Here is a 22,142-nt window from a genome sequence, read left to right as displayed (position 1 = left end):
GATAAATCTTTTGCCAGAGCGGTGGCTCAGAGAGACATTGTTTAATGCCACGTCGATAAATACAGTTGTCTTTAATAAAATATTAGCCCCGCCATTTTCACCACACTATTTACCACACTGACCTGCAATAAAAAAACGCTACATGACGCACTTCCAGATTTGAACGCGAGATGTTTAAAATTATTTCCGAGAAGCCAGGTTAATCCGCGTGACATTAACGATATCCGAAAATTCTTAGACCGGTCCAATCTTGCACGGGTTTGGGCAGAAGTTGCTCATATAACCTGGACTAACATGATAATTTACATTTATCAAAGGCACAGAGAGAAAATAAACAGCATTTGCTATTCCATCACACACCAATATGATGATGCGGACTGCAATGAATTTTAGAGTAGATAAGGGGAAAGACTGATGCACTTCTTATTAACAAAGAAACTGAAATATTTCATGACGGTAATGGAGAAGCGATGTCTAAACAAAGCTTGTGAAGAACTTTTTATTACACGTTCACCTTTGGGTAAAACGATTAACGAACTCGAAACACTCTTTGGAGAAAAATTATTTATTCGCCAGCATGGACTGTTTAAGCCAACGGAATATGCGCTCGAGATATACGAGCAAACCGAGCCTTTATATCGAAAGATAATGCATATTGAAGACCGACTGGGGACCACGCGGAAAAAGAATGTCACACAGATTATCCTTGACAGCTCGTTCCCTGATAACCCCGCAGATATTATTGAGTCCAGCCTGAAAAAGAGCCTGTTACCTTATCAACTGAGCCGCAGGAAAATTACACAAGAGGATTTTGATGCCGGAGAGTTGGGCCACAATACGTTGATCGTCAGTAACCATCATTTTCCCGTTCCGCAAACCGTCGTCGCCCAGAGCCACAGTAGCAGCGCGTTATTATTAATAACCAACAGCGAGCTCAAAAACGACCCGGAAAAACTGGCAGAGATACCGCTGCTGGTCAGGGAAAATATGGTGACCAGCGCGCAGATGCGTCTGTCCGGGGTGCTGGAGAAGGCGGTGCATTTCACCCCGCGGATCCGCGGCGTCAACGGCTCCATCCTTGACTTCCTGCTGATGTCAGCCAACGGCACGGGGTACATGCTGTTGCCGCTCACCACCTGTGAGATGATGAACATCAACCGCAGTCATACCATCTTGCTCGATGACATCAGAATAACCACCTACTTTTATTCGCGTCGGAGCGCTAAGCACAACGAAGAACTAACCAATATCATCAAGCACATTAGCAAATTGTTCTAATAACGATCACGAGCGCTCGTGTTAATTTAGAATTTATTTGGCAATTTAGTGCACCCGGTTAACTTACCGCGCACAATCGTGATATAGCCTCCTTTCCGTAATTCATTCAGAATCGCCATCACTCCGCTTTTTGCATAACCCGTTCTGACAACAATATATTGACAAACATTCTCTTTCTGACATAGCGCGGGATGACTGTTTAGTTTTCCCAAATAGAACTTCACGCTGTCATAGACGCTGCCGTGGGTCATCATCTCTATTTTAGAGTAAAGCTGCCAGGTGCTGTATTCCAGAATCTGGACCAGGCTATACCAAAGGTCTTTCTCGCCGATGTATTGATAAAAATCGCTACGTCTGCAGGTGATATAGGAAAAGTTACTGTCCTGACTAAGACGCATCTTATTAAATACGCCCGAGGAGCAGATTTTTATGATGTAAGGGCCTTCAAAAGAAGCCATGATAATGCCATCTTTTTCGCGAACCAGTGAAATATACCCTTCAATAACCATTAATACGCAGTCGTCATCGAGCAGCGTCCGGTCGTTTTCGCCTGGATTGTAAACGCTAATTTTTGTCGTCAGATGGGTGTTATTAATAAAGTGGTTGATTATATCGTTGACATGCTTTCGGGGAATATTCATCAGGCTTCCGGTCGTTGAGTATCCTTGAAAACATTCTATCGGAGAAAATCCGAAAAGCGACAAAAAGCACGATGTGATAAAACCGCTAAGATGTAAGTCAATATTACAAAGATTGCCAACTCTTACACTCATCGAAACGGTAGCTGTGCAAAAAATGCATTTCTCGCTATTCATTTCTGCCCCATTCGTCTCCTCCTGAATCCTTATAGTGCCTCTGTCACGAACTCATTATTTTCCTAAAAGGGATATTTATGCCTGTAAAAACTTTATATGCGCCATCATTTCCGCAAATGGAAAATGATGGCGTGATCAACCTGGCCGAACTCTCTACATCGGGTGTGCTTATTAATATTGCCGAGTATGAAAATGCGGCACCGGGTGATTTTCTCGAGCTGTGGTTTGAAAGCGTGGCTATTGACTCTATTGGTCTTGGCGAAGGCCCGATGGGGCAATATTTCCCGTGGCCGTCCGCGATCAACCCGCAGGCCGCGCTGTTGCTCCCCGACGGAGTCTACAAGGTGCAATACAACCTGGTGGACGCGGCGCAAAACAGCTTCTGGTCGAACATCGGCAAAGTGATTATCGACAGAACCTCCACCGGCACGCTGCCTCCGCCACTCTTCCCGGAAGCGGGGGCCGATAACAGCCTCGACTACGACGACGCCATGAGCGGCGGCGGCACCCCGGTCACCATCCCTAACTATCCGGGCATCGCCGTGGACGATAACGTCACCCTGTACTGGGTCGGGACGCGCGACGGAAAAGTGATTCAGGAGAGCATCACCAGCGTTTCGCATACGGTTCAGGAGAGCGAACTGGGCGGGTTCAACGTCACCATCAGCACGGCGTTTATCATTCCGGAAAATATGGACAGTGCGCGCGCCTGGTATGTCGTGACCCACACGGACATCCGCAATGAGCGCTCGGAAAACGGCTTCGTCAACATCAATACCTCCAGCGGGAACACGCTGCCGCCGCCGGTCTTTATTGAGGGTGACGATGAGTGGATCGATGCGGACGAAGCGGCCAGCGATAACGGCACGCCGGTGCAGATCCCGGCTTATCCGGCCATCAGCGTGGGCGATACGGTCACCACCCACTGGCAGGGCTACTCGCAAAATGGCGATCCGGTCGCCGGAACGGAGTGGCAGTTTATTACCCTGGTGAAAGAGACGGATCTCAGCGGCGGCTTTGTGGTTAACATCCCGACCGCGGAGATCCTGCCGATTGGCATCGGATACGGCATCTGCTACTACAACGTGCTGTTTGCCTCCGGTGAGCAGGGCAGTTCCCTCGCCGCCGAAATTGGCGTCGACGTGACCCATAGCCTCGAACTGCCGGCTCCGACGGTGCCGGAAGCCCTGGATGACGGCGTCATCACGGAAACGGATGCGATGAGCAACGGCGGCACGCCGGTCGATGTCAGCTATCCGTCGATGGCGGAAGGGGACAGCGTCAGTCTGTTCTGGTCTTGCTATACAGGCACGGACATCACGCCGGTGCCGGGCACGGTCTATTCCGCCACCCGCAGCGTCACGGCGGATGAAGCCCGACTGCAGACAATGACCTTCACGGTGCCTTCGAAATACATCACCCCAACGGGCAAAGGTTATGCCGTCGTTAACTACACGGTGAACTTCCACTCCGGCGGGATTGGTTACTCCGACGACAGCGTGGCTAACATTGATACCGAGGGCGATGTCATCACCGGATCAAGCTATCTCGGCGGCTCGACCGGCTACGCGCCGTGGAATAACACCGTGATTCAGGGATGCTTCGTGAAGTATCTGGCGATGGACAACGGCGTGCCGCTGCGCAATGTCGCCGTGGAGTTCAGCCTGTTCGGCAATAACTATTTCACCAACAACAAACTCAAAACCATCACCATCAATACCGACTTCCAGGGGTATGCGCAAACCAATATCTCCGGGAGCGACACGCTGAACAACACCATTACCGCGCAGATTATCGGCAGCTCAATTCCTGCTTCCACGGTGGGCTTTGAAACCGAGCGCACCAACGATATCACCGTCCCACTCCTGACCAGCGAACCTTATATCCCTGGCACCGGCAATCGCGAATTCAAGCTGTCCGTCAGTGAAGAGGCGGGCAACTTTACCCTGAGTACCAATAACAACGCAGATATTTATATCGATGGAGTGAATAAAGGAGGTCTCGTTACCGACCTGAACGTCAATGTCAGCAGCCCGGTGATATTCAGTATTACCGCAAATAATCTTAACAACACAGCAATTACCGTCTCTCGGGTGAATCCTTCCGACGGCAGCTATTGCACTTATTATTTCTAATCTCAAGAGAAGATAAAAATGGATGAATTAAAAGCAAGCGCAAAGATCCCTTCTTTACAGGCGCAGATGCAGTGGATGGCGGGTACGCCGCAAACCAGCTCAACCTCCACGGCACGCATGCTGTATAACTTTAACAACGCCAACAATACGCTCAACCGTGAGCCGGGCGCTATGCCGGGCGTCGTTGAAGCCAATACCGCTCAGCAGGAATCCACTATTTGCGACCCGCAAACCGGTAAATGGGTTTTATTCTTCGACGGCAATAATATCTATGATGGCTACCATAATCTGGTTAATCCGGATTATAAGCTCGATACGCTGGATCACACTTACCTGACCAGTATTATTGCGCCGAGCTGCTCGGAATCCATTCCCACCTATTATGTTTTCTATGTGGATCGCTCAACCAAGCATCTCAACTATGCCATTGTGAATTTCCCGTTCGGCCTGGGCGGGAAAGCGAACTGGGTGGGAACCCAGTCGTTGAATAATGACAATGGCGTGGCGACGCCGTTTGGCCTGGCCTGTGTGAACGAGAATGAGTTCTGGGTCTTAACCCTGGCCAATGCGAACACCATGGTGGCTTACAAGTGCGATACCACCGGCGTCAGCACCACCGCGCCGGTGCATATCATGCTCTCGCCGTTCTCCAGCATCACGGCCGCCGTGGACTGCAAAACCAGCTCGATTGTGACCTTTGGCAATAAGATTGCCGTCACCGTCAACAATCAGATCATGGTGGGCGAACTCAAAGTATCGACCGGTTTCTCGGTCATCAATCAGGCGCTGGTCAGTAATTCAACGGCCACCCTGACACCTGATTTCAACGCTTCCGCGACCAAGCTCTATTTCCTGAAAAAGCTGGATAGCGCCAAGAAAAACCAGGTATGGGTGTATGAGATTGACAGCCAGGCCTCTTACTCTGCTGATTCCAGCTATGTGTACGGCTATCAGTATCTCTCCCTGAAGCTGGCGCCAAACGGCACGGTCTACGGCACGAACCTGTTTACCAGCATCGACCCGGTATTAACCATCACCGAAATCCCTGAAACAGGGGCAATTGAAGTGACGGAAATGCTGAACCAGGACATTAACAGCTCCGCGACCTTCGGCAATATTCAATACCAGATCAACGCCCTGAAATAAGCGTCCTCACCCTTGCCATTCGGTAAGGGTGATTTTTCATTCCAGTAGAAATGAGAGGATATTATGACTTTTAATTCTGAAACGTATCAGCAATATTGGTTTCCTGGCAGCGCTAATCACCGCAGTATTTTTGACTTCACGAATGATGTGATGCAAATAGAATCTCCGGGGTTCCCGCTGGTCCCGGTGGATTCGGATAACTTCGGTAATGTCATCACGCTGCCGGGCGGCACAGGATATTATATTCTGGGTAAATACCTGATGGATTCGACGTTTAAAACCGTCGCCGATGCCAGCGGGTTATTTGATAGTCTGCCTGCCAATGTGGCTAACTGCGCCTTTGCGCCCGATGCCAGCGCGGCGGACGATGCCCACCTGTATTTCATCGACAGCGTTGGCCTGAACTACGCCCATATCAAGCGCAATCTTATGAATGACTCCTCGGTGGACGCGAAGGCCATTATCGCACTGCCCGTCGAGGCGATGATCAATTCGCCGCTGAGTATTGTGGGTGATACCGCCAACGGCGGCTGCTGGCTGTTCTACGTGGCTGAAAAAGAGGGCATGTACAAGCTAGTGAATGTCTATTGCAAAGACAACCAGGTGGTCAGCCACAGCGCGGTCTTCCTGCCGTGTGGCGGCGTCCCAACCTGCATTGATATCAGCAAAAACAACATCGCTGTCCAGCGGAATAACGCCAGCCTGGTGTACGGTCAGTTCACCATCGCCGGTAACGTGCTGGATGTTCATCTGACTGAATCAGTGACGGGTTTGAGCACCGTATTTATCCAGAGCGCCTTTTCCGTCGACGGGAACACGCTATTTTACGTCACCGAGGAGGATAAAAAGCACGTGCTGAATGCGCTGAATCTGACTACCGGCGGTGTGACCAAATCCTTCACCACGGGGAAATATATCGCCCTGAAGCGCGGCCTGGATAATATTATCTATGGTCTGTCGGTGAAAACGACCAGCTCTTCCACCGTATTAACCGTCACGCCAAATACGGCGGCGGATGATTTTAGCGTGGCAGAGTTTTTCTCATCGGTAAATGGGGGCTATTTCCCATCGACCGGCTGGAGTAATAATCCGTTCTAAATATGACTGCCTTTCTTTAGCCGCTGTTTTAATCAGCGGCTTTTTATTGCGCGCTGTCCAGAAAACTATTTATTGCCCGTTGGGTGACTGTATTAAGCGCAACGCTGTGCGGTGTGGCTGTTTATTATGGACCCCGATACAGATGGTATCGTTTATATTAATAAGGTAAATAGTATGGCTAACACCGTTTCAAAATTAAGCGCCACCCCAAACCCAATTGCTAACGATGGTTCTCAGGTCTCTAACGTTTCTGCAACCATCTTAACCGATGGTAAACCTGCGGTAGCGGATATCGTTGTGAACTGGGCCATTGTAGGCGGGGCGCTTTCTGACGTGACATCAAAAACCGATGCATCAGGTATCGCTAAGATCGACGTTACCGCCACCGTTGGTGCGAGCACCGTCAGCGTGACGGCGACCACTGCGGATGATCTCGTGGGCCGCAAATACGTCATCAACACCTATACGCCGCATGTTGCGCCGACAATCACCAATGCTAACGCCGATGATTTATTCACTCTCGATCATTACGATCTGCAATTCGGTGTGCAGGCGGAAATTCCAATTTACGACAATATTGAACTCAACCAGATTGTCACCTTCTACTGGGGCGAGGCTGACAGCCGTGAATTTATTATTACCGACACGGTTCATCCGCCATTCATTATTGATGTGACCAACGAAATGTCGCCAGATTGCCTTAAAAATGGCACTTATAGCGTCTATTACAGTTCCACGACCCAGTCCGGAAATACGGTGAACTCTTCACCGGTGCCGGTTGTGGTTTCCGACGACGGTCAGGTTATGCCAAGTCTGGCTAAACCGGTGGTGGCTGATGCCGATCCGTGGATTAACATCAGCGATGCGGGCGACGGCGTTGACGTTGAAATTCAGTACTCAAGCATCGCGGCGGGTGATTCTGTCACCTACTTCTGGTCAGGTTTTGACGAGCAGGGCCGCCTGATCACCCAGACTGAAACCACGGGCAACGCAGCGGTTGTCGACGGACAGACCAAAGTGGTCTTCACCGTGGATAATCAGTACTTCTATCCAAATGGCGCCGGCTATAAAGGCTACGCCGAAGTCTATTACACCGTACAGCCTGCGGCGAGCACCAGCGTTCTGCTTTCTCAGACACTGTCCTGCCTGGTTGACACTCAATAATCACCCTAATCATCGTCCCGGCTTAGGCCGGGACTGACTCATTTAAAGGGGAACTACTATGGATTTGTTGACTTCTCTTTCGTCACTTCCTTTTTGGAATGAGATGCCGATGACATTATTGACTCAATATGAAAGTATTTCGTTACTGGCCGGAGCGGCCTGCGGCGCCATTATCTACACCGTCAATATCAAATATGTGAGCTTTTGGCAGCGCAGCGCTTATTTCGTGGTCTCCTTTATTTTAGGCGTCAGCTGTGCCGAAAGCACAACCAACCTGTTAAACAAAGGCATGGATAAATTTATCAGCCCGGCACCGGAACTCAACAAAACATTTACCGCCGCATTAACCGCAGCCATCGCCGTCAGACTGATTAATACCATCATTGATATTTTACTAAAACGCTTAGCAGACAAAAAATAAAGGTGTCATCATGGATTATCTCGCTCTCTATGAAATAACCGCGCTGCTGATTATTCTTATCCGATTGATTACCCTACGCAGAAATCACCCGGTAAAACTCAGCGTGCTCAGTGTGACCTACTGGCTCGCTATCGTCGTCTGTTGCATGTTAATCGTGAGATTGCTGGACGGGCGAATAGTGGCAAGCCGGGCGCAGCTGGCTTTTATTGTGCTGTTTGGCGTGATTGCCTGGGTTGATAAGATCTTAAAGAACTAACCTCCTTCCCGATAGAGATAGTTTTATCATAGTGATACGCGTTTTCTCCATTTGATAGGGGCGCGTCGTGCCCCTCGATCCCACGTTACCCCCTCGCACGATTTTTTCTGAATTGACTTCACAGAACGCTATTCAAATTCCCTCTGCCACGAGAGATGGCACAGCCATTGCTTCATCACCCTATCTTTTTTCTGTTAGCGGAGAGGAAACAACATGGAAACATTGCTGGTTGGCAATGAGGTGCCGCGGGTAGACGGGCTTGCGAAGGTGAATGGCAAGGCCGTGTACGGCGATGACATCAGAATGAAGAATATGCTGTATGGCGCGTGTCGATATGTCGATATCCCCGCCGGGCGAATTGATTCTGTGGATTTGTCGGAGGCGGAGAAGGTCCCTGGGGTGATAAAAATCGCGACCTGGAAAGATATTCCCGGTCAACGCAGCCTGGGCGTGATTATTCCCGACTATCCCCCGATTATCGATCGTGAAATCGCCTATCGCGGCGATGTGATTGCCGTGGTGGCTGCCGAATCTTATGAAGTCGCCTGTCTTGCGGTCGACAAAATCAAGGTAACTTACACCCCCTGGGAACCGATTACCTCTCCCGAAGAGGCGATGAAGCCCGGAGCCCGGCTGATTCACAGCGAGCTGGACAGCAACATCATTAATCACCATCACACGGTGAAAGGCGATATTGACGCCGGGTTTGCCGCTTCCACGCGCATTTTTGAACGTGAATATGAGGTCGGATTCCAGGAACATGGCTATATCGAACCGGAATCGATCACCGCGTATCTGGATGATAACGAGCAGATCATGACCATTTCCGGCTCGATTCAGAATGCGCACCGTATTCGCGGCATCGTGGCCAAATATCTCGACCTCCCGCAGGCCAAAGTGAACGTGAAACGCTCGGTACTGGGCGGCTCGTTTGGCGGCAAAGATGACATCATTGATAACCTGGCGTGTCGCGCGGCGCTACTGGTTCACCTGACGGGACGTCCGGTGAAGTTTACCTACAACCGTGAACAGTCGATGCGGGAAAGCTATAAACGCCACCCCTATAAAATGAAATACCGCATCGGGCTCGACGACGACGCCCACATTCAGGCGATGAAAATCGAGATTATCGCCGACGGCGGTAGCTACTCCGGGCAGACGGTGTTTGTGACCTGGCGCAGCTCGGTCCAGGCGGCAGGCCCGTACAACATTCCAAACGTGCGCGTCGATGTGACGGGCGTCTACACCAACAATAACTACACCTCGGCCTATCGCGGCTACGGCGCACCGCAGGTGATTTTTGCCAACGAATCCCTGATGGATGAAGTGGCGGAGATCATCGGGTTGTCGCCGGTGGAATTCCGTCTGCGCAACGTGTTGCAGCAGGGTGATACCAGCATGGCCGGGCAGGTCTTCGATAAACACAAGGTTTCCGCCGAAGAGGTTCTGCAAAAATCGCTGATTAAGGCGGAGTTTGAAGCGAAGCGGGCGCACTACCGGGAACTCAATGCGCAGGGCGGCCCAATTCGCTACGGCATCGGTTTTGCCCTAAGCCATCGCGGCTGCTCGCTGGGGGCGGAAGGGCTGGATGCGTCGTCGGCGCTGATGCAGGTGAATGCGGACGGCAGCGTTAACATCTCCACGTCGGTGTCGGAGAACGGGCAGGGGCTGCAAACCACCATGTCGCTGCTGGCAGCCGAAGCCTTTGGTATCGGGCTTGATCGGGTGATGTTCAGCGAACCGGCGACGGCGATGATTGCCGATGGCGGCTCGACGGTGGCCTCGCGCGGCACGTTGATGGGCGGACAGGCCATTCTGAGCGCGGCCAATAAGATCAAAAAACGCATGGCGGCGGCGATCAAAGAGACGTTGAAAGCCGGAAGCGATGAGGATCTGGTCTGGCGGGAAGGACGCGTGTTCCATCGCCATCATCCTGAGCACAGCCTGAGCTTCCAGCAGGTGGTCGACATGACCAAAGCGACCGGCGCAAATCTGTCATCCTACGGCTGGCACGTGGCTCCGGATATTCACTGGGACGAAGAAAAAGGGAGCGGTAGCCCGTACTTTACCTGGGTTTACGGCTGTCAGATCGCCGACGTTGCGGTGGACACGCGCACCGGCAAGGTGACGGTGAACGACGTGGTGGCGACCCACGACGTCGGCAAAGTCATCAACCCGGTCGGGTTTGTCGGCCAGGTTTATGGCGGCGTCCTGCAGGGGATGATCGGCTATGGCATGCTGGAAGATTTCAACACCGAGCACGGCGTGGTGAAGTCGGAAAACTTTGATACCTACCTGCTGCCGACCATCAAGGACATGCCGCACATCGACGTTATCGCCGTTGAGAACCATGACAACGCCGGGCCGATGGGAGCGAAAGTGATCGGCGAGCCGGTGCTGGAGCTGGGCGCGGCCGCGTTAAACAATGCGGTGAGTTTTGCCATTGAGCGCCATAACCGCACTCTGCCGCTGACGCTCGAGCAGGTCAGGCTCGGCTACAACCTGAAAAAACCGGAACGTCAAAGCGAGCTGATGCTCGACTCCGAAGAGAAAAAGCAGATCCACCGCCTCAATTCCGTTTCGTTAAAAATCCCTCACACGCTGGAAGAGGCGCTCACCCTGCTGGCTGACACTAAGGCTGTGCCGATTGCGGGTGGTACCGATGTGCTGGTTCAGGCGCGCATGAAATCAGAAGGCGTGCCGCTGGTCAATATCGCGGCGTTGCGGGAGCTAAAAGAGATAGCTGATGTGAACGGCGGCGTATCGGTCGGGGCGGGCGTTTGCTTTAGCGACCTGGTTAAACATCCGCTGATTCAGGCGCGCTATCCGCTGCTGGTCACGGCCTGTCGCACGGTTGGCTCACTGCAGCTGCGCAATCGCGCGACTATTGGCGGCAACATCGTCAACGCCGCACCGTGCGCCGATTCGCTGCCGCCGCTGATTATCTACGACGCAGAAGTGGAGCTGCGCAGCCTGCGAGGCGTGCGCCGCATGCCGGTCAGTCAGTTTGTCACCGGCGGGTATCGCACCTGCCTCGAACCGGATGAACTGGTGACCCATATCCATCTTCCGGCCCCGATGAAACAGCCGCTGACTACGCGGTATCTGCAGCTGGGGCGGCGAAACGCCCTCAACATCACCCGCCAGAGTTTAACCGGCCAGTTCCACGTGGATGCGGCGGGGATCATTCAGGTCTGTCGGCTGGTGGATGGGGCGCTGATGAGCAAGCCGCAGCGTTTGACGGTCGTCGAGCAGGCCCTGGTGGGGCAACGTCTGACGGCTGACACCATCGCGCATGCGGAGCAGGTGCTTCATACCCTGATCGAAGGCGCAATTGGCGGGCGCTGGTCTGCCCCGTACAAGATTCCGGTATTTATCGATATGTTCCGGCAGATGCTGTTGGAAGTGATGACAGAGCAGAGCAAATAAGGAGCCATGACCATGAATCATATTGAGCTTATTGTGAATGGCATTCGCGTTTCTCGTGATGTCGAAGACAACCAGCGCCTGATCGATTTTCTGCGTGACGACCTGCAGCTGACGGGCACCAAAGAAGGGTGCTCCGTCGGGGAGTGCGGGGCCTGTACGATTGTTGTCGATGGCAAATCGGCGTGCTCATGCCTGCTGCTGGCCGCCCAGTGCGACGGGGCAGAGATTGAGACCGTCGAAGGGCTGTATCGCGATCCGGTCGGCAAGCGCCTGCAAAATGCCTTTGTCCGCCACGGCGGCGTGCAGTGCGGCTTTTGCACGCCGGGTGTACTGATGAGCACCAAAGCGCTGCTGGACGTGAACCCCACTCCTGACGATGACGAGCTAAAAGAGGCGCTGGAGGGCAACCTCTGCCGCTGCACCGGATATCAGCCGATCATCACCTCCATCAAAGCTGTACTGAAAGGGTAAGTCGAACCGACACCGCCGCGCAGGCGGCGGTGTAACCGGAGGAGAAGAGGGTGAGTACCAGGCAAACAAAAGAGTGCGTCATGCTGGCGGCGGGTCTTTCCAGCCGGATGGGAAAGTGGAAACTGATGATGCCCTGGGGCGACGGGACAATCCTCGATAGCGCGCTTGCCAGCGCGTTATCGTTTTGCGATCGCGTGATACTGGTGGCCGGACATCGCGGCAATGAGCTGGCGCTGTACTACCAGGATCATCCACGCATCGACGTTATCCAGAACCCTGACTACGAGGCGGGGATGTTTTCCTCCGTTCAGTGCGGGGTGGCTGCGGTGACCTCTGCACGTTTTTTCCTCGCGCTAGGGGATATGCCGGAAGTCACTCCCGACGTTTATCGCACCCTGTGGTCTGGCGGAGATCGGGACGTCTGCTTGATCCCCGGACACAATCGGGGGAAAGGACATCCCATTTTGTTGCCTCAGCGAGCCAAAGCGCTGATCGCGCACGCGCCGGAAGGTACCACGCTAAAAGACGTAATCAATCAGATCGAAACGCACGTGGTGAGTGTGGGAGAGCAGGGCATTCACTGGGATGTTGATACGCCAGCGCAGTATTCGCAGGTCGCGCAATGGAGTGGTCGAGCCTGCACGATGACTTCAAAGTAATCTTTTTCTGCATCGCCCCGGTGGCCTGCCTGCCGGGGCGTTTTTTTTGGCTCGTTAAAAGAGTAACCCGAAGCTGAAGCGGCTGCTCAGCCCCAGGTCGATGGCCTGCTGAACGGCGGGAACCGCCAGCAGCGCCAGAATGATCGCCGCAACCAAAAGTCGGGTTGCCATCACTTCTCTTCCTGCTGCAGAAGCTGCTGCTCTTTTTGCACTTTGCGCAGCAGGAGCCACATCCGCACGGTTCTCACCGCCATATTACGCGCCGCCGAGCTGGGCGGGAGCGGGTCTGGCACCAGTGCGTCGTGGGAAACGCGGAAAGGCACACTCCCGTTTAGCGTCAGGTTGGCGACAATCGCCGTCAGCGTCCCGATGGTGATCCCGCTGTGCAGGAACAGCTGAACTATCGGCGGGAACTGGCTAAACAGATTAGGCACCAGTACCGGCATCATGCCGAGACCCAGGGTCAACGCCACCACCATCCCGTTGTTATTATTGCGGTAGTTCACCTGCCCCAGCGTGCGAATGCCGGACACGGCCACCATCCCGAACATCACAATCCCCGCGCCGCCGAGAACCGGTTTCGGGATCAGCACCACCAGCGCCGCCATTTTGGAGAAAATGCCCATCAGCACCAGAATCATTCCCGAGACGGAAACCACATAGCGGCTGCGAACGCCCGTCAGGCCGATCAGCCCGACGTTCTGCGCAAAGGCGGCGTAGGGGAACAGATTAAAGAAGCCGCAGAAGGTGGTCGCCAGCCCGCAGGTGTTAAGGCCATTGCGCAGCATCACCGCATCCACTTTTTTGCCCACGATATCGCCCGTCGCCATCATCGATGACATGGTTTCTACCATCACGACCACCATCACCATCGACAGCAGCGCGACGGGGATAATGTGAAACTCAGGCTTCGCGAAGGGCATCACCGTCGGCAGGTGGATCCACGGGGTGGTATGGACGAGGCTGAAATTGAGCGGCTTGAAGAAACTCCACAGCACGGTACCGATTACCAGCCCGATCAGCACGGAGGTATTTTTAATCACCCCCGAGGCGAAGGTGTAAATATTAAGGATAATCACCAGGGTGATGGCCCCCATCAGCAGGCAGAACAGATTGCCGAATCCGGGCATTTCGCTTGAGCCGCCGCCAATCCAGCCTCCCGCCACGGGCATTATCGACAGGCCGATCAGCGTGACGATCCCGCCCATCACCACTTTCGGGAAGAAGCGGACCAGGCGGCTAATCCAGGGCGCGCAGCAGAGAATGAAAATCCCGGAGACAATCACCGCGCCGGAAATCCCGCCGATGCCGTACTGCTTGCCGATCAGCACCATCGGGATCAACGCCGCAAAAGTACACCCCTGAATCAGAGGCAGTTTACAGCCCAGCCACTGGGTCGCGCCCATGGACTGAATGATGGTAGCGATGCCGCAGACAAACAGATCGGCACTGATCAGTAGAATAATATGCTCGGGGGGAAGCCCCACCGCGCTGCCCACCACGAGCGGCACCGCCACCGCACCGGCGTACATCACCAGCACGTGCTGCAGACCGTAGAGGACCATTTGAGTTATGGGCAGAATTTCGTCAACCGGAGCGGTTGACCCTGTGGCTCGTGGAGCCGGAATGGCCATGTCTTTCATAAAAAGGTTGTCTCCTGTACGACCCCAGCACACCGATTGGGTTGAAAGCTGAAGTTACGATTCGAAGGCCTTAGCCTCCCTGCGCTGATGAGATCACCAGCATGTTGCGCACACGGAGAGTGTTATGCGTAAGCTGTGCCAGAAATGAATGCGCAAACCCGTGATGAATATATTCTGTGAATTAAATCACGCGTCGTCGGAAATAATGAAATGCCCTGAAATAAGTTTGCGAGGCGAATTCCAATACATACTCTCTGGCGATATCACATTGAGAAGAATTATCTCTCATAATGGTATGGTCGTCGCAGATAGCATCCATATTTTCAAAAGGTTAACGTTTTAAATATCCGGGTTGTCGAGCGAGTTTTTGATATGGCTCGCAAAATGGCGTTTCGAAAAATCCCTCAACCAAACATCGCCTGATAATTGCATAGCTTCCCTGAGTCATTTCAGAATAATAAAGGGAAGCAAATGAATAAATTTATTGTCGCGGATGCGGCGAATTGTATTGGCTGCCATGCCTGCGAAGTCGCCTGCGTTCTCTCCCATCACCAGGATAGCTGGCCGCAGCAGCGAAGTGATTTTCTTCCACGCATTCATGTGATTTTTAAGCGCGGTGCCAGCAGCGCCACTACCTGCCATCACTGCAATGACGCGCCCTGCGTCGCTGTTTGCCCTACCCAGGCGCTGTTGTTCGCCAACGACAGCGTGCAGTTCCGCCAGGAGGCGTGCATCGGCTGTAAAAACTGCGTCATCGCCTGTCCGTTTGGGGCCATTGAGATGGTGGCGAACGACGAGTCATCGCCGCTGCTGGCGCAAAAATGCGATCTGTGCAGTGAAAATGCCTCCGGGCAACAGGCCTGCGTGGCGAACTGCCCGACGCAGGCGCTGCGCCTGGTAGATGAAAAGGCGCTCAACCAGCTCAGGCGCGAACGGCAAATCCGCTCGGCACTGGGGCAGCAGCAGGAGCCGCCTCACGGCATCCGACGCCGGGAGATGTTGAACAAACCGCCGCGCATCGGGGCGAAAAAGGTCGATGCTGAACAGCGCAAACAGCATTTCGACGAGATTTACCGCCCGCTTGCAGAGTGCGATGCCGGATATGAAAGCGAGCGCTGCCTGAGCTGCGCGCAAAAGGCCTGGTGCAACTGGACCTGTCCGCTGCATAACGCCATTCCGGATTTCATCCGTCTGGTGAATGAGGGCAAAATTATTGAGGCCGCCGAGCTGTGCCATCAGAGCAGCTCGCTGCCGGAAATCTGTGGCCGGGTGTGCCCGCAGGACAGGCTCTGCGAAGGCGCCTGCACGCTGAAAAACGAAGGCGGATCGGTGGCGATCGGCAATCTTGAGCGCTATATCACCGACACCGCTCTGGCGATGGGCTGGCGACCACAAATCGGCGAAGTGGTGCCGCGTAAAGAGCGGGTGGCGGTGATCGGGGCCGGGCCTGCGGGGCTGGGCTGCGCCGATATTTTGGCGCGCGCGGGTGTGCAGGTGGATGTGTTTGATCGTCATCCGGAAATTGGCGGGCTGCTGACCTTTGGCATTCCGCCTTTCAAACTCGATAAAAATATTCTTGCGGTGCGGCGCGAAATTTTCAGTGAAATGGGGATTCGTTTTCACCTTAATCAGGAGGTGGGCCGCGATATCGCTTTCAATGAGCTGGTGGACAACTATGACGCCGTGTTCCTCGGCGTGGGCACTTATGGCCTGATGGCTGCCGGGCTGGAGGGCGAAACGCTGCCGGGCGTCATTCAGGCACTGCCTTTCCTGATCGCCAGTACCCGCGAAGTGATGGGCCTCGAAGAGGTGGCGGAGTACCCGCTGACCGAAATCAAGGGCAAACGCGTGGTAGTGCTCGGCGGCGGTGATACAGCAATGGACTGCCTGCGCACCGCCATTCGCCGGGGGGCCGCCAGCGTCACCTGCGCCTATCGCCGCGATGAGCAAAGTATGCCCGGCTCGAAGAAAGAGGTCGGTAACGCACGCGAAGAGGGCGTGGAGTTTCAGTTCAACGTGCAGCCGCGTTTTATTCAGTCCAACCGCAAAGGCCAGGTGAGCGCCATTGGGCTGATCCGCACTGAAATGGGCGAGCCCGGCCCGGATGGACGCCGCCGTCCGCAGCCGGTGGCCGGGTCGGAATTTGAACTGCCTGCCGACGTGCTGATCATGGCCTTTGGTTTCCAGGCGCACGATATGCCGTGGCTGCGCGGGAACGGGATCGCGCTCGACCGCTGGGGGCAAATTTGCACCGGCGGGAAAGATCGCGGCACGACGCAAACCAGCAATGACAAGGTTTTTGCGGGCGGAGACGCCGTTCACGGCGCGGATCTGGTGGTCACGGCGATGGTGGCTGGACGTCAGGCGGCGCAGGAGATGCTGACGCTGTTTAAGCGTGAGGAGGAAGCATGACGCGTTTTATTTTTGCCAGCCCGGAAGCTTGCATTGGCTGTCGGACCTGCGAACTGGCCTGCGCGCTGGAGCACGGCGCGCCGGGGGGCAAACTTCAGCCGCGACTTACCGTGTTGCGCCTGGATACCCTGAGCGTTCCGGTGATGTGTCATCAGTGCGAGAACGCGCCCTGCGTGGCGGTCTGTCCGAGCGGAGCGTTATCGATGGGGAAAGAGCGGGTTGAAGCCGATGCCGGAAAATGTATCGGCTGCCAGCGCTGTGCGGTGGTTTGTCCGTTTGGCGCGATTACCATTGAGATTAAGGCTGGGGAATTACCGGCGATGGTGAAATGCAGTCTGTGTGCTGGCAGGGAGCGCGGCCCGGCCTGTGTCGAAGCCTGCCCGACGGCGGCGCTGAGTCTCATGACTGAACAGCAGCTTGTGGCGCTGCGACAAAAGCGCCAGGCCGATACCGTCAGTTGGTGAAGGCTGGCGCGAAAAAATCCCCCCGCTGCGTCTCGCCGGGGGGATTTTTTTATCAGGACAGGTTATCCATCCGCGCCCAGAGTTTCTTCGCCACCCTTCGTGCTTCGGCGAAGATCGGTTCGCAGTCGAAGGTAAACTGCCGGTTTTCATAGATCATCACGCCGTTGACCATCACACCACACACGCTGGCAGACCCCATGCCGAAGGCGATATGCCCGGCGATGTTTTCGGCAATAAGCGGCGTCGGAGGCTGATAGTCACACACCGTCAGATCCGCTTTGAAGCCCGCTTCAAGGCGGCCAAAGCGAGCGTTGAAGTTGCGGTTCAGTAGCTCGTTGCCGTTGCTCAATGCGCGGGCAAAGCTGTCCGGCCACAGCGGCCCGCCCGCGTCGCGGTGTTTGAAGAAGGCAAACTTCATCTCCTCAAACATATCGGAGCCAATGCCGTCGGTCCCTAGCGCCAGATTGCGTATTTCGAGTAAATGTTGGTTATACCCGACGTGGTTGTTCATATTGGAGCGGGCGTTGTGTACCAGAAAACCGTCGCTGGCATTCAGCAGCGCAATATCCGTTTCGGAAAGATAGAGGCCGTGGGCGACCAGCGTTTTGCTGTCGAGCAGGTCGAATTCGGCGAGGCGCACCAGCAGATCTTTCCCGTAGCGGTGATGGCTGTGCGAAACGTCGTACCCGTCTTCGGCGGCGTGAATATGCAGGCCGCGCCCGGTGATTTTGAGCGCTTCTTTCAGCATTCCCAGCCCTTCATCGGGGACGGTAAAGGGCGCGTGAGCCCCAATGTGCGCCTCAACCAGATACGGCTGCTCGCCTTTTTTTCGAGCCGCGTCGATCTCCCCGGCGAAGCGAATGTTCTCTTCGACACCGGCTACCAGCTCTTTGGTGCCGCCGTTACGATCGGTGGTTTCGAAACAGGTCATACCGCGCAGGCCGACTTTCAGGAAGGCGTTACGCAACTGGCTGAGTGAACCGCCGATGTAATCAGGCGAGGCGTGGTGATCAATCACCGCGGTACAACCGCTGCGCACCGCCTCCAGCGCGCAAATCAGCCCGCTGTAGTAGAGCGACTCTTCGTCCAGCGCGCGATCGAGACGCCACCACAGGTTTTTCAGCGTTGAGATAAAATCCGGGCAGGGGGGGATCGTCGCCTGAATGCCGCGCGATAGTCCCGAGTAGAAGTGGTTATGCGCGCAAACCATCCCCGGCATGACGATTCGCCCGTTCATCTCTTTGCTTTTCGCCTGCGGATAGCGCGCGGCGAGCGACGGGCCGACCTCCAGAATGACGTCGTTTTCAATGGCGATGTCGACGTTTTCCCACACTTTCGCCGGATGCAGCTGCACGCCCGTCGCATTTTTCAGAATGATAATACTCATACTTCAACGCCTCCCAGCAGATAGCTGTGGTGCTGATGGACATGGCTGATGATGCGACAGAGCGCGCTCAGCTCCGGTGGAACCTCGGTGAACTGGCTGTCCTGACCGATCGCGAGCTGCCAGGTTTGGTCGTTCTGCCGGACGTGTACGCTGTGGTTGTCGACGAAGAAACCGGGGTTGCTGCTGTGCAGAAAATCCTGCATCAGGCTGAATACCGTGACTTTGTCTTTGTACGGTTTTCCCTGCCACGGACAGAACTGCGCGCAGTTCCCGCACTCGTTGCAGTACGCATCAAGATGCAGCGTCTGATAGCGGTTCTGGAAGCCCGGTACGGCGATGGAGACGTTGGCGCGGTTCGGGCAGACGTCGACGCACTTACTGCAGATATAGTTGCATTCCAGACAACGGCTAGCCTCCTGGGCAACAAACGCATCGCTGTCGTCTTTGCTGATTTCAGCGATGGCAATCGCCCCTTTGCGCTGATAAACCTGCGCCGGATCGACGTTGTTCCAGTGTTTGTTGGCGTGAGAACTGGCGATATTTTCCCGCGCCAGAATCACGTCCGTCGCCCGCCGGGCATTGCCGATGGCGGCGACGATGGAAGACGGACCGCGCTGGACATCGCCAATCAGGAACACGCCCGGTTTGCGGGTCTCCCCGTCGGCATTGACCTCTGGCCAGCCCTGCGCGTCCAGCGGAATGCCCATCGCGGCCAGCGCGTCGGTGTCCTGCTGTTCGCCGATGGCGGTGATCAGCGTATCGACCTGCATCGTGCGGGTTTCAGCGGTGTCGACCGGGCGGCGACGGCCTTTTTCATCGGGTTCGCCGAGCGTCATCACCTGCACGATAAGCGTCCCATCGGCGTTAAATTGCTCCGGATTGCTCAGGAACTGGAAGGAGACGCCATCATGCAGGGCCTCTTCATACTCTTCCCGCCAGGCCGGCATCTCCTGCTGCGAGCGGCGATAGACGATGGTGGCTTTTTCTACCCCCGGTACGCGCAAGGCCGCACGGGCGCAGTCCATCGCCGTATTCCCCGCCCCGACAATGGCCACGTGTTTGCCGAGATGCAGAGTATCGCCGCGGTTAAATTCGCGCAGGAAGTCGAGGGACTTGCGCACGTTCGGGTTATCGCCGCGCAGCTTCACGCCGCTGTTTTTGTTGGTTCCTGTGCCGACCAGCACATAGTGGAAGCCCTGCTGCTGGAGCTTTTCCACGCTCAAATGCGGGTCGCAGCCGTAAACAATTTTCACCCCGTGGTCGACCACAAAATCGATGTCATGCTGGATGAGTTCGCCCGGGATGCGGAACTGAGGAATGATGTTTTTGACCACGCCACCGGCGTTCTCTTCGCGTTCGAACAGCGTGACCGGATGTCCGGCGCGAGCGAGAAAGTAGCCCGCCGCCAGCCCTGCCGGACCCGCGCCGATCACGGCGACCGGATGAAGTGAACCGGAACCCGCCGGTTTGTGCCAGCGACGCTGATACTCCTCCCAGCCTTTTTCGAGGGCGATTTTTTTCAGTTCGCGGATGTTGAGTGCGCTGTCGTAATCGAGGCGCGTACAGTTGTACTGGCACTGGTGATCGCAGATATGGCCGGTGATGGCGGGCAGGGCGTTGCGCTGGTAGATAAGCTCAAGCGCGTCGGCGTATCGCTGCTGCCCCAGCAGGCTGATGTATTCCGGAATGTCCTGCTTGATGGCGCAGGCGGTGACGCAGGGGGCGACGTAGCAATCGAACATTGGCAGCGGTTCGGCGACTTCAATGCGGTCCTCCGGCTTCCAGCTTTTCTGGGTATAGGCCATGGTCGTCGCTTTTTCGGCCAGGGCGTTCAGGCGCGCGACGTCAATCCGCGGCATCTCCCAGCAGTCGGAGGACTCCAGCTCATGCAGGCAGGCGGTCAGGCGCAGGTAGCCGCCGGGTTTGAGCAGATCCGTCGCCATGGTGATTGGGCGAATCCCGGTTTCGAAGATCTCGCGGATATTGACCTGGCTGGCCCCGCCGGAGTAGGAGATGGGCAGCTTGCCGTCGAACTCGCGCGACAGCAGCGCCGCAACGTTGATCGACAGCGGGAACAGCGCGCGCCCGGACATGTACATTTCGCCGCCCGGCAGCGCGCCTTTGTCGTTGAGCGTGCCGAGGGTGTTGGTGAGTTTCACCCCGAAGCCCAGCGAGCGCGTTTTGGCGAGGGAGACCAGACGGTTGAGCATCTCCAGCGCCCGATCAATTTTGAGATCGTGCTCGAAGGATTCTTCACTGAGCTTGATGTACCCGAAGCCGCAGGCGTCGAGAATTTCGCGCACGCGCGGGTAGCCTAATAGCGTCGGATTGAGCTTCACGAAGGTGTTGAGGTTTTTCTCTTCCAGCATGTAGCGGCAGATGGCTTCGATTTCATCCGGCGGGCAGCCATGCATGGTGGACAACGTGATGCTCTGCACTAACTTGCCCGGAATGCGCTGGGCCAGCGTCGCAAGGTGATATCGCTTCGCTGCCGGATTGACGCGATTAATAAAGGACTCATCCTGCAACCAGCGGGTGAGTGTGTTGCGATATTCGGCAAATTTAGGCTGGGCGGAGGCATCGATCATATTATCGATAAACTGCTGCATCGGCGGCTGCTTAATTCCCTCGAGGTTATACCCGACGCTCATATTGAAAATAAAGGATTTGCCATTTTCGACGGGAGTGAGGGGGAAGAGTTCTTCCAGCAGATGCAGAATAAACCACGCCTTGAGATATTCATCCCAGGCTTTCAGAAGGGTAAATTCCGTTGACCATTCGGTGTTAAAACATTCGTCTTCCGCATCGATGCAGGGTTTTTCCAGTTCCAGGCGGTCGAGTATTTGCACGGTTTTCAGTTCGATAAACCGCCCGCCGGTCAGCCAGGAGGTAATGATATTCTGCGCTAGCTGGGTGTGCGGCCCGGCGGCAGGGCCTACGGGCGTTGCGCAGTTTTCGCCAAACACACTCAGGCTGTGTGGTGCTTTCTGCTGATAAAACTGCTGTTCCGGAATACCAAAAATGGAATGCTGGCTCTGGTATTCATCAAAAATGCGCGTCAAGAGTTCCTCAAACGGAACGGGACGCATAATATCCCCCATAACCTTCTCCTTAATTTTTCAGAAAGACATTGCTCGTGTTGTGATAATTCCAGTGAATGAGGAGAAGGAGAGCAATAATCACACCACCTGTTAGCTCACGGCCCGTGATTGAATAAATTTGTGAACCAGATCGAAAGTCGGAGGCAATAGGATAAATAATTCCCCAATGCCTGATGCGAATTAAAATCACTCTTTTTTAAGCCGAGGTTTTATTTCTCAAAAACAGAAGTGAGCTATCAGAATGATAATAGTAAGCACCGAGG

General features: G+C 54.9%; 16 protein-coding genes. 12 read left to right on the top strand and 4 right to left on the bottom strand.

The window, feature by feature from the left end; genetic code table 11:
- Window positions 1-414: 414 nt before the first annotated feature.
- On the top strand, window positions 415-1,278 hold the full coding sequence (locus QQF33_RS11995; protein ID WP_285150803.1) for a LysR family transcriptional regulator: 864 nt from the start codon (window positions 415-417) through the stop codon (window positions 1,276-1,278).
- 26 nt (window positions 1,279-1,304) lie between these two features.
- On the opposite strand, the gene QQF33_RS11990 is transcribed toward QQF33_RS11995, so the two are convergent.
- The gene (locus tag QQF33_RS11990) at window positions 1,305-1,919 is read right to left on the bottom strand and encodes a helix-turn-helix domain-containing protein (protein ID WP_285150802.1); all 615 of its coding nucleotides are present in this window, start codon (window positions 1,917-1,919) and stop codon (window positions 1,305-1,307) included.
- Window positions 1,920-2,170: 251 nt separating this feature from the next.
- Between QQF33_RS11990 and QQF33_RS11985 the strand changes: the two genes are divergently transcribed.
- The 9 genes from QQF33_RS11985 (at window position 2,171) to QQF33_RS11945 (ending at window position 12,872) form a co-directional block, all read left to right on the top strand.
- A complete protein-coding gene (locus tag QQF33_RS11985) occupies window positions 2,171-4,228 on the top strand; it encodes a hypothetical protein (RefSeq protein WP_285157865.1) in 2,058 nt (685 codons plus the stop codon).
- A gap of 18 nt (window positions 4,229-4,246) precedes the next feature.
- Window positions 4,247-5,374, top strand: coding sequence for a hypothetical protein (locus QQF33_RS11980; protein WP_285150800.1), 1,128 nt, complete (start codon window positions 4,247-4,249; stop codon window positions 5,372-5,374).
- A 150-nt stretch (window positions 5,375-5,524) separates the two neighbouring features.
- Window positions 5,525-6,472 carry a hypothetical protein gene (locus QQF33_RS11975; protein ID WP_285150799.1) on the top strand — a complete coding sequence of 316 codons (948 nt, stop codon included), beginning with the start codon at window positions 5,525-5,527 and terminating at the stop codon, window positions 6,470-6,472.
- A 174-nt stretch (window positions 6,473-6,646) separates the two neighbouring features.
- Window positions 6,647-7,636 carry an Ig-like domain-containing protein gene (locus QQF33_RS11970; RefSeq protein ID WP_285150798.1) on the top strand — a complete coding sequence of 330 codons (990 nt, stop codon included), beginning with the start codon at window positions 6,647-6,649 and terminating at the stop codon, window positions 7,634-7,636.
- 58 nt (window positions 7,637-7,694) lie between these two features.
- Complete coding sequence (locus QQF33_RS11965) at window positions 7,695-8,057, top strand: putative holin (RefSeq protein WP_282494207.1); 363 nt, start codon at window positions 7,695-7,697, stop codon at window positions 8,055-8,057.
- A 10-nt stretch (window positions 8,058-8,067) separates the two neighbouring features.
- The gene (locus tag QQF33_RS11960; RefSeq protein ID WP_282494208.1) at window positions 8,068-8,313 is read left to right on the top strand and encodes a hypothetical protein; all 246 of its coding nucleotides are present in this window, start codon (window positions 8,068-8,070) and stop codon (window positions 8,311-8,313) included.
- 213 nt (window positions 8,314-8,526) lie between these two features.
- Window positions 8,527-11,742: a molybdopterin cofactor-binding domain-containing protein gene (locus QQF33_RS11955; protein ID WP_285157864.1), complete on the top strand. Its 3,216-nt coding sequence runs from the start codon at window positions 8,527-8,529 to the stop codon at window positions 11,740-11,742.
- 12 nt (window positions 11,743-11,754) lie between these two features.
- Window positions 11,755-12,213, top strand: coding sequence for a (2Fe-2S)-binding protein (locus tag QQF33_RS11950; protein WP_282494210.1), 459 nt, complete (start codon window positions 11,755-11,757; stop codon window positions 12,211-12,213).
- Between the two features lie 80 nt (window positions 12,214-12,293).
- Window positions 12,294-12,872: an NTP transferase domain-containing protein gene (locus QQF33_RS11945; protein WP_390888475.1), complete on the top strand. Its 579-nt coding sequence runs from the start codon at window positions 12,294-12,296 to the stop codon at window positions 12,870-12,872.
- Window positions 12,873-13,042: 170 nt separating this feature from the next.
- On the opposite strand, the gene QQF33_RS11940 is transcribed toward QQF33_RS11945, so the two are convergent.
- On the bottom strand, window positions 13,043-14,515 hold the full coding sequence (locus QQF33_RS11940) for a nucleobase:cation symporter-2 family protein (RefSeq protein WP_285157862.1): 1,473 nt from the start codon (window positions 14,513-14,515) through the stop codon (window positions 13,043-13,045).
- Between the two features lie 471 nt (window positions 14,516-14,986).
- Here QQF33_RS11940 and ygfT point away from each other — a divergent pair, with 471 nt between their 5' ends.
- Window positions 14,987-16,927, top strand: a complete 1,941-nt coding sequence (ygfT, locus tag QQF33_RS11935; RefSeq protein WP_285157861.1) for a formate-dependent uric acid utilization protein YgfT — start codon at window positions 14,987-14,989, stop codon at window positions 16,925-16,927.
- Window positions 16,924-17,391 (top strand): 4Fe-4S dicluster domain-containing protein, encoded by a 468-nt coding sequence (locus tag QQF33_RS11930; protein ID WP_285157860.1) that lies wholly within the window; start codon window positions 16,924-16,926, stop codon window positions 17,389-17,391. Before ygfT ends, QQF33_RS11930 begins: the two co-directional genes overlap by 4 nt.
- Before the next feature lie 52 nt (window positions 17,392-17,443).
- Here QQF33_RS11930 and ssnA read toward each other — a convergent pair whose 3' ends face one another.
- Both ssnA and ygfK read right to left on the bottom strand, forming a co-directional pair.
- Entirely contained in the window at window positions 17,444-18,778 is a 1,335-nt protein-coding gene (ssnA, locus tag QQF33_RS11925) for a putative aminohydrolase SsnA (protein WP_285157859.1), read from the bottom strand.
- Window positions 18,775-21,879, bottom strand: a complete 3,105-nt coding sequence (gene ygfK, locus QQF33_RS11920) for a putative selenate reductase subunit YgfK (protein WP_285157858.1) — start codon at window positions 21,877-21,879, stop codon at window positions 18,775-18,777. Before ygfK ends, ssnA begins: the two co-directional genes overlap by 4 nt.
- Window positions 21,880-22,142 lie beyond the last annotated feature (263 nt).

Origin of the sequence: Lelliottia wanjuensis (genome assembly GCF_030238365.1) — a bacterium.
GTDB classification, from domain to species: Bacteria; Pseudomonadota; Gammaproteobacteria; order Enterobacterales; family Enterobacteriaceae; genus Enterobacter; species Enterobacter wanjuensis.
Note: the sequence above shows the minus strand (reverse complement) of the source record. Positions and strands in the feature narration are given on the sequence as shown.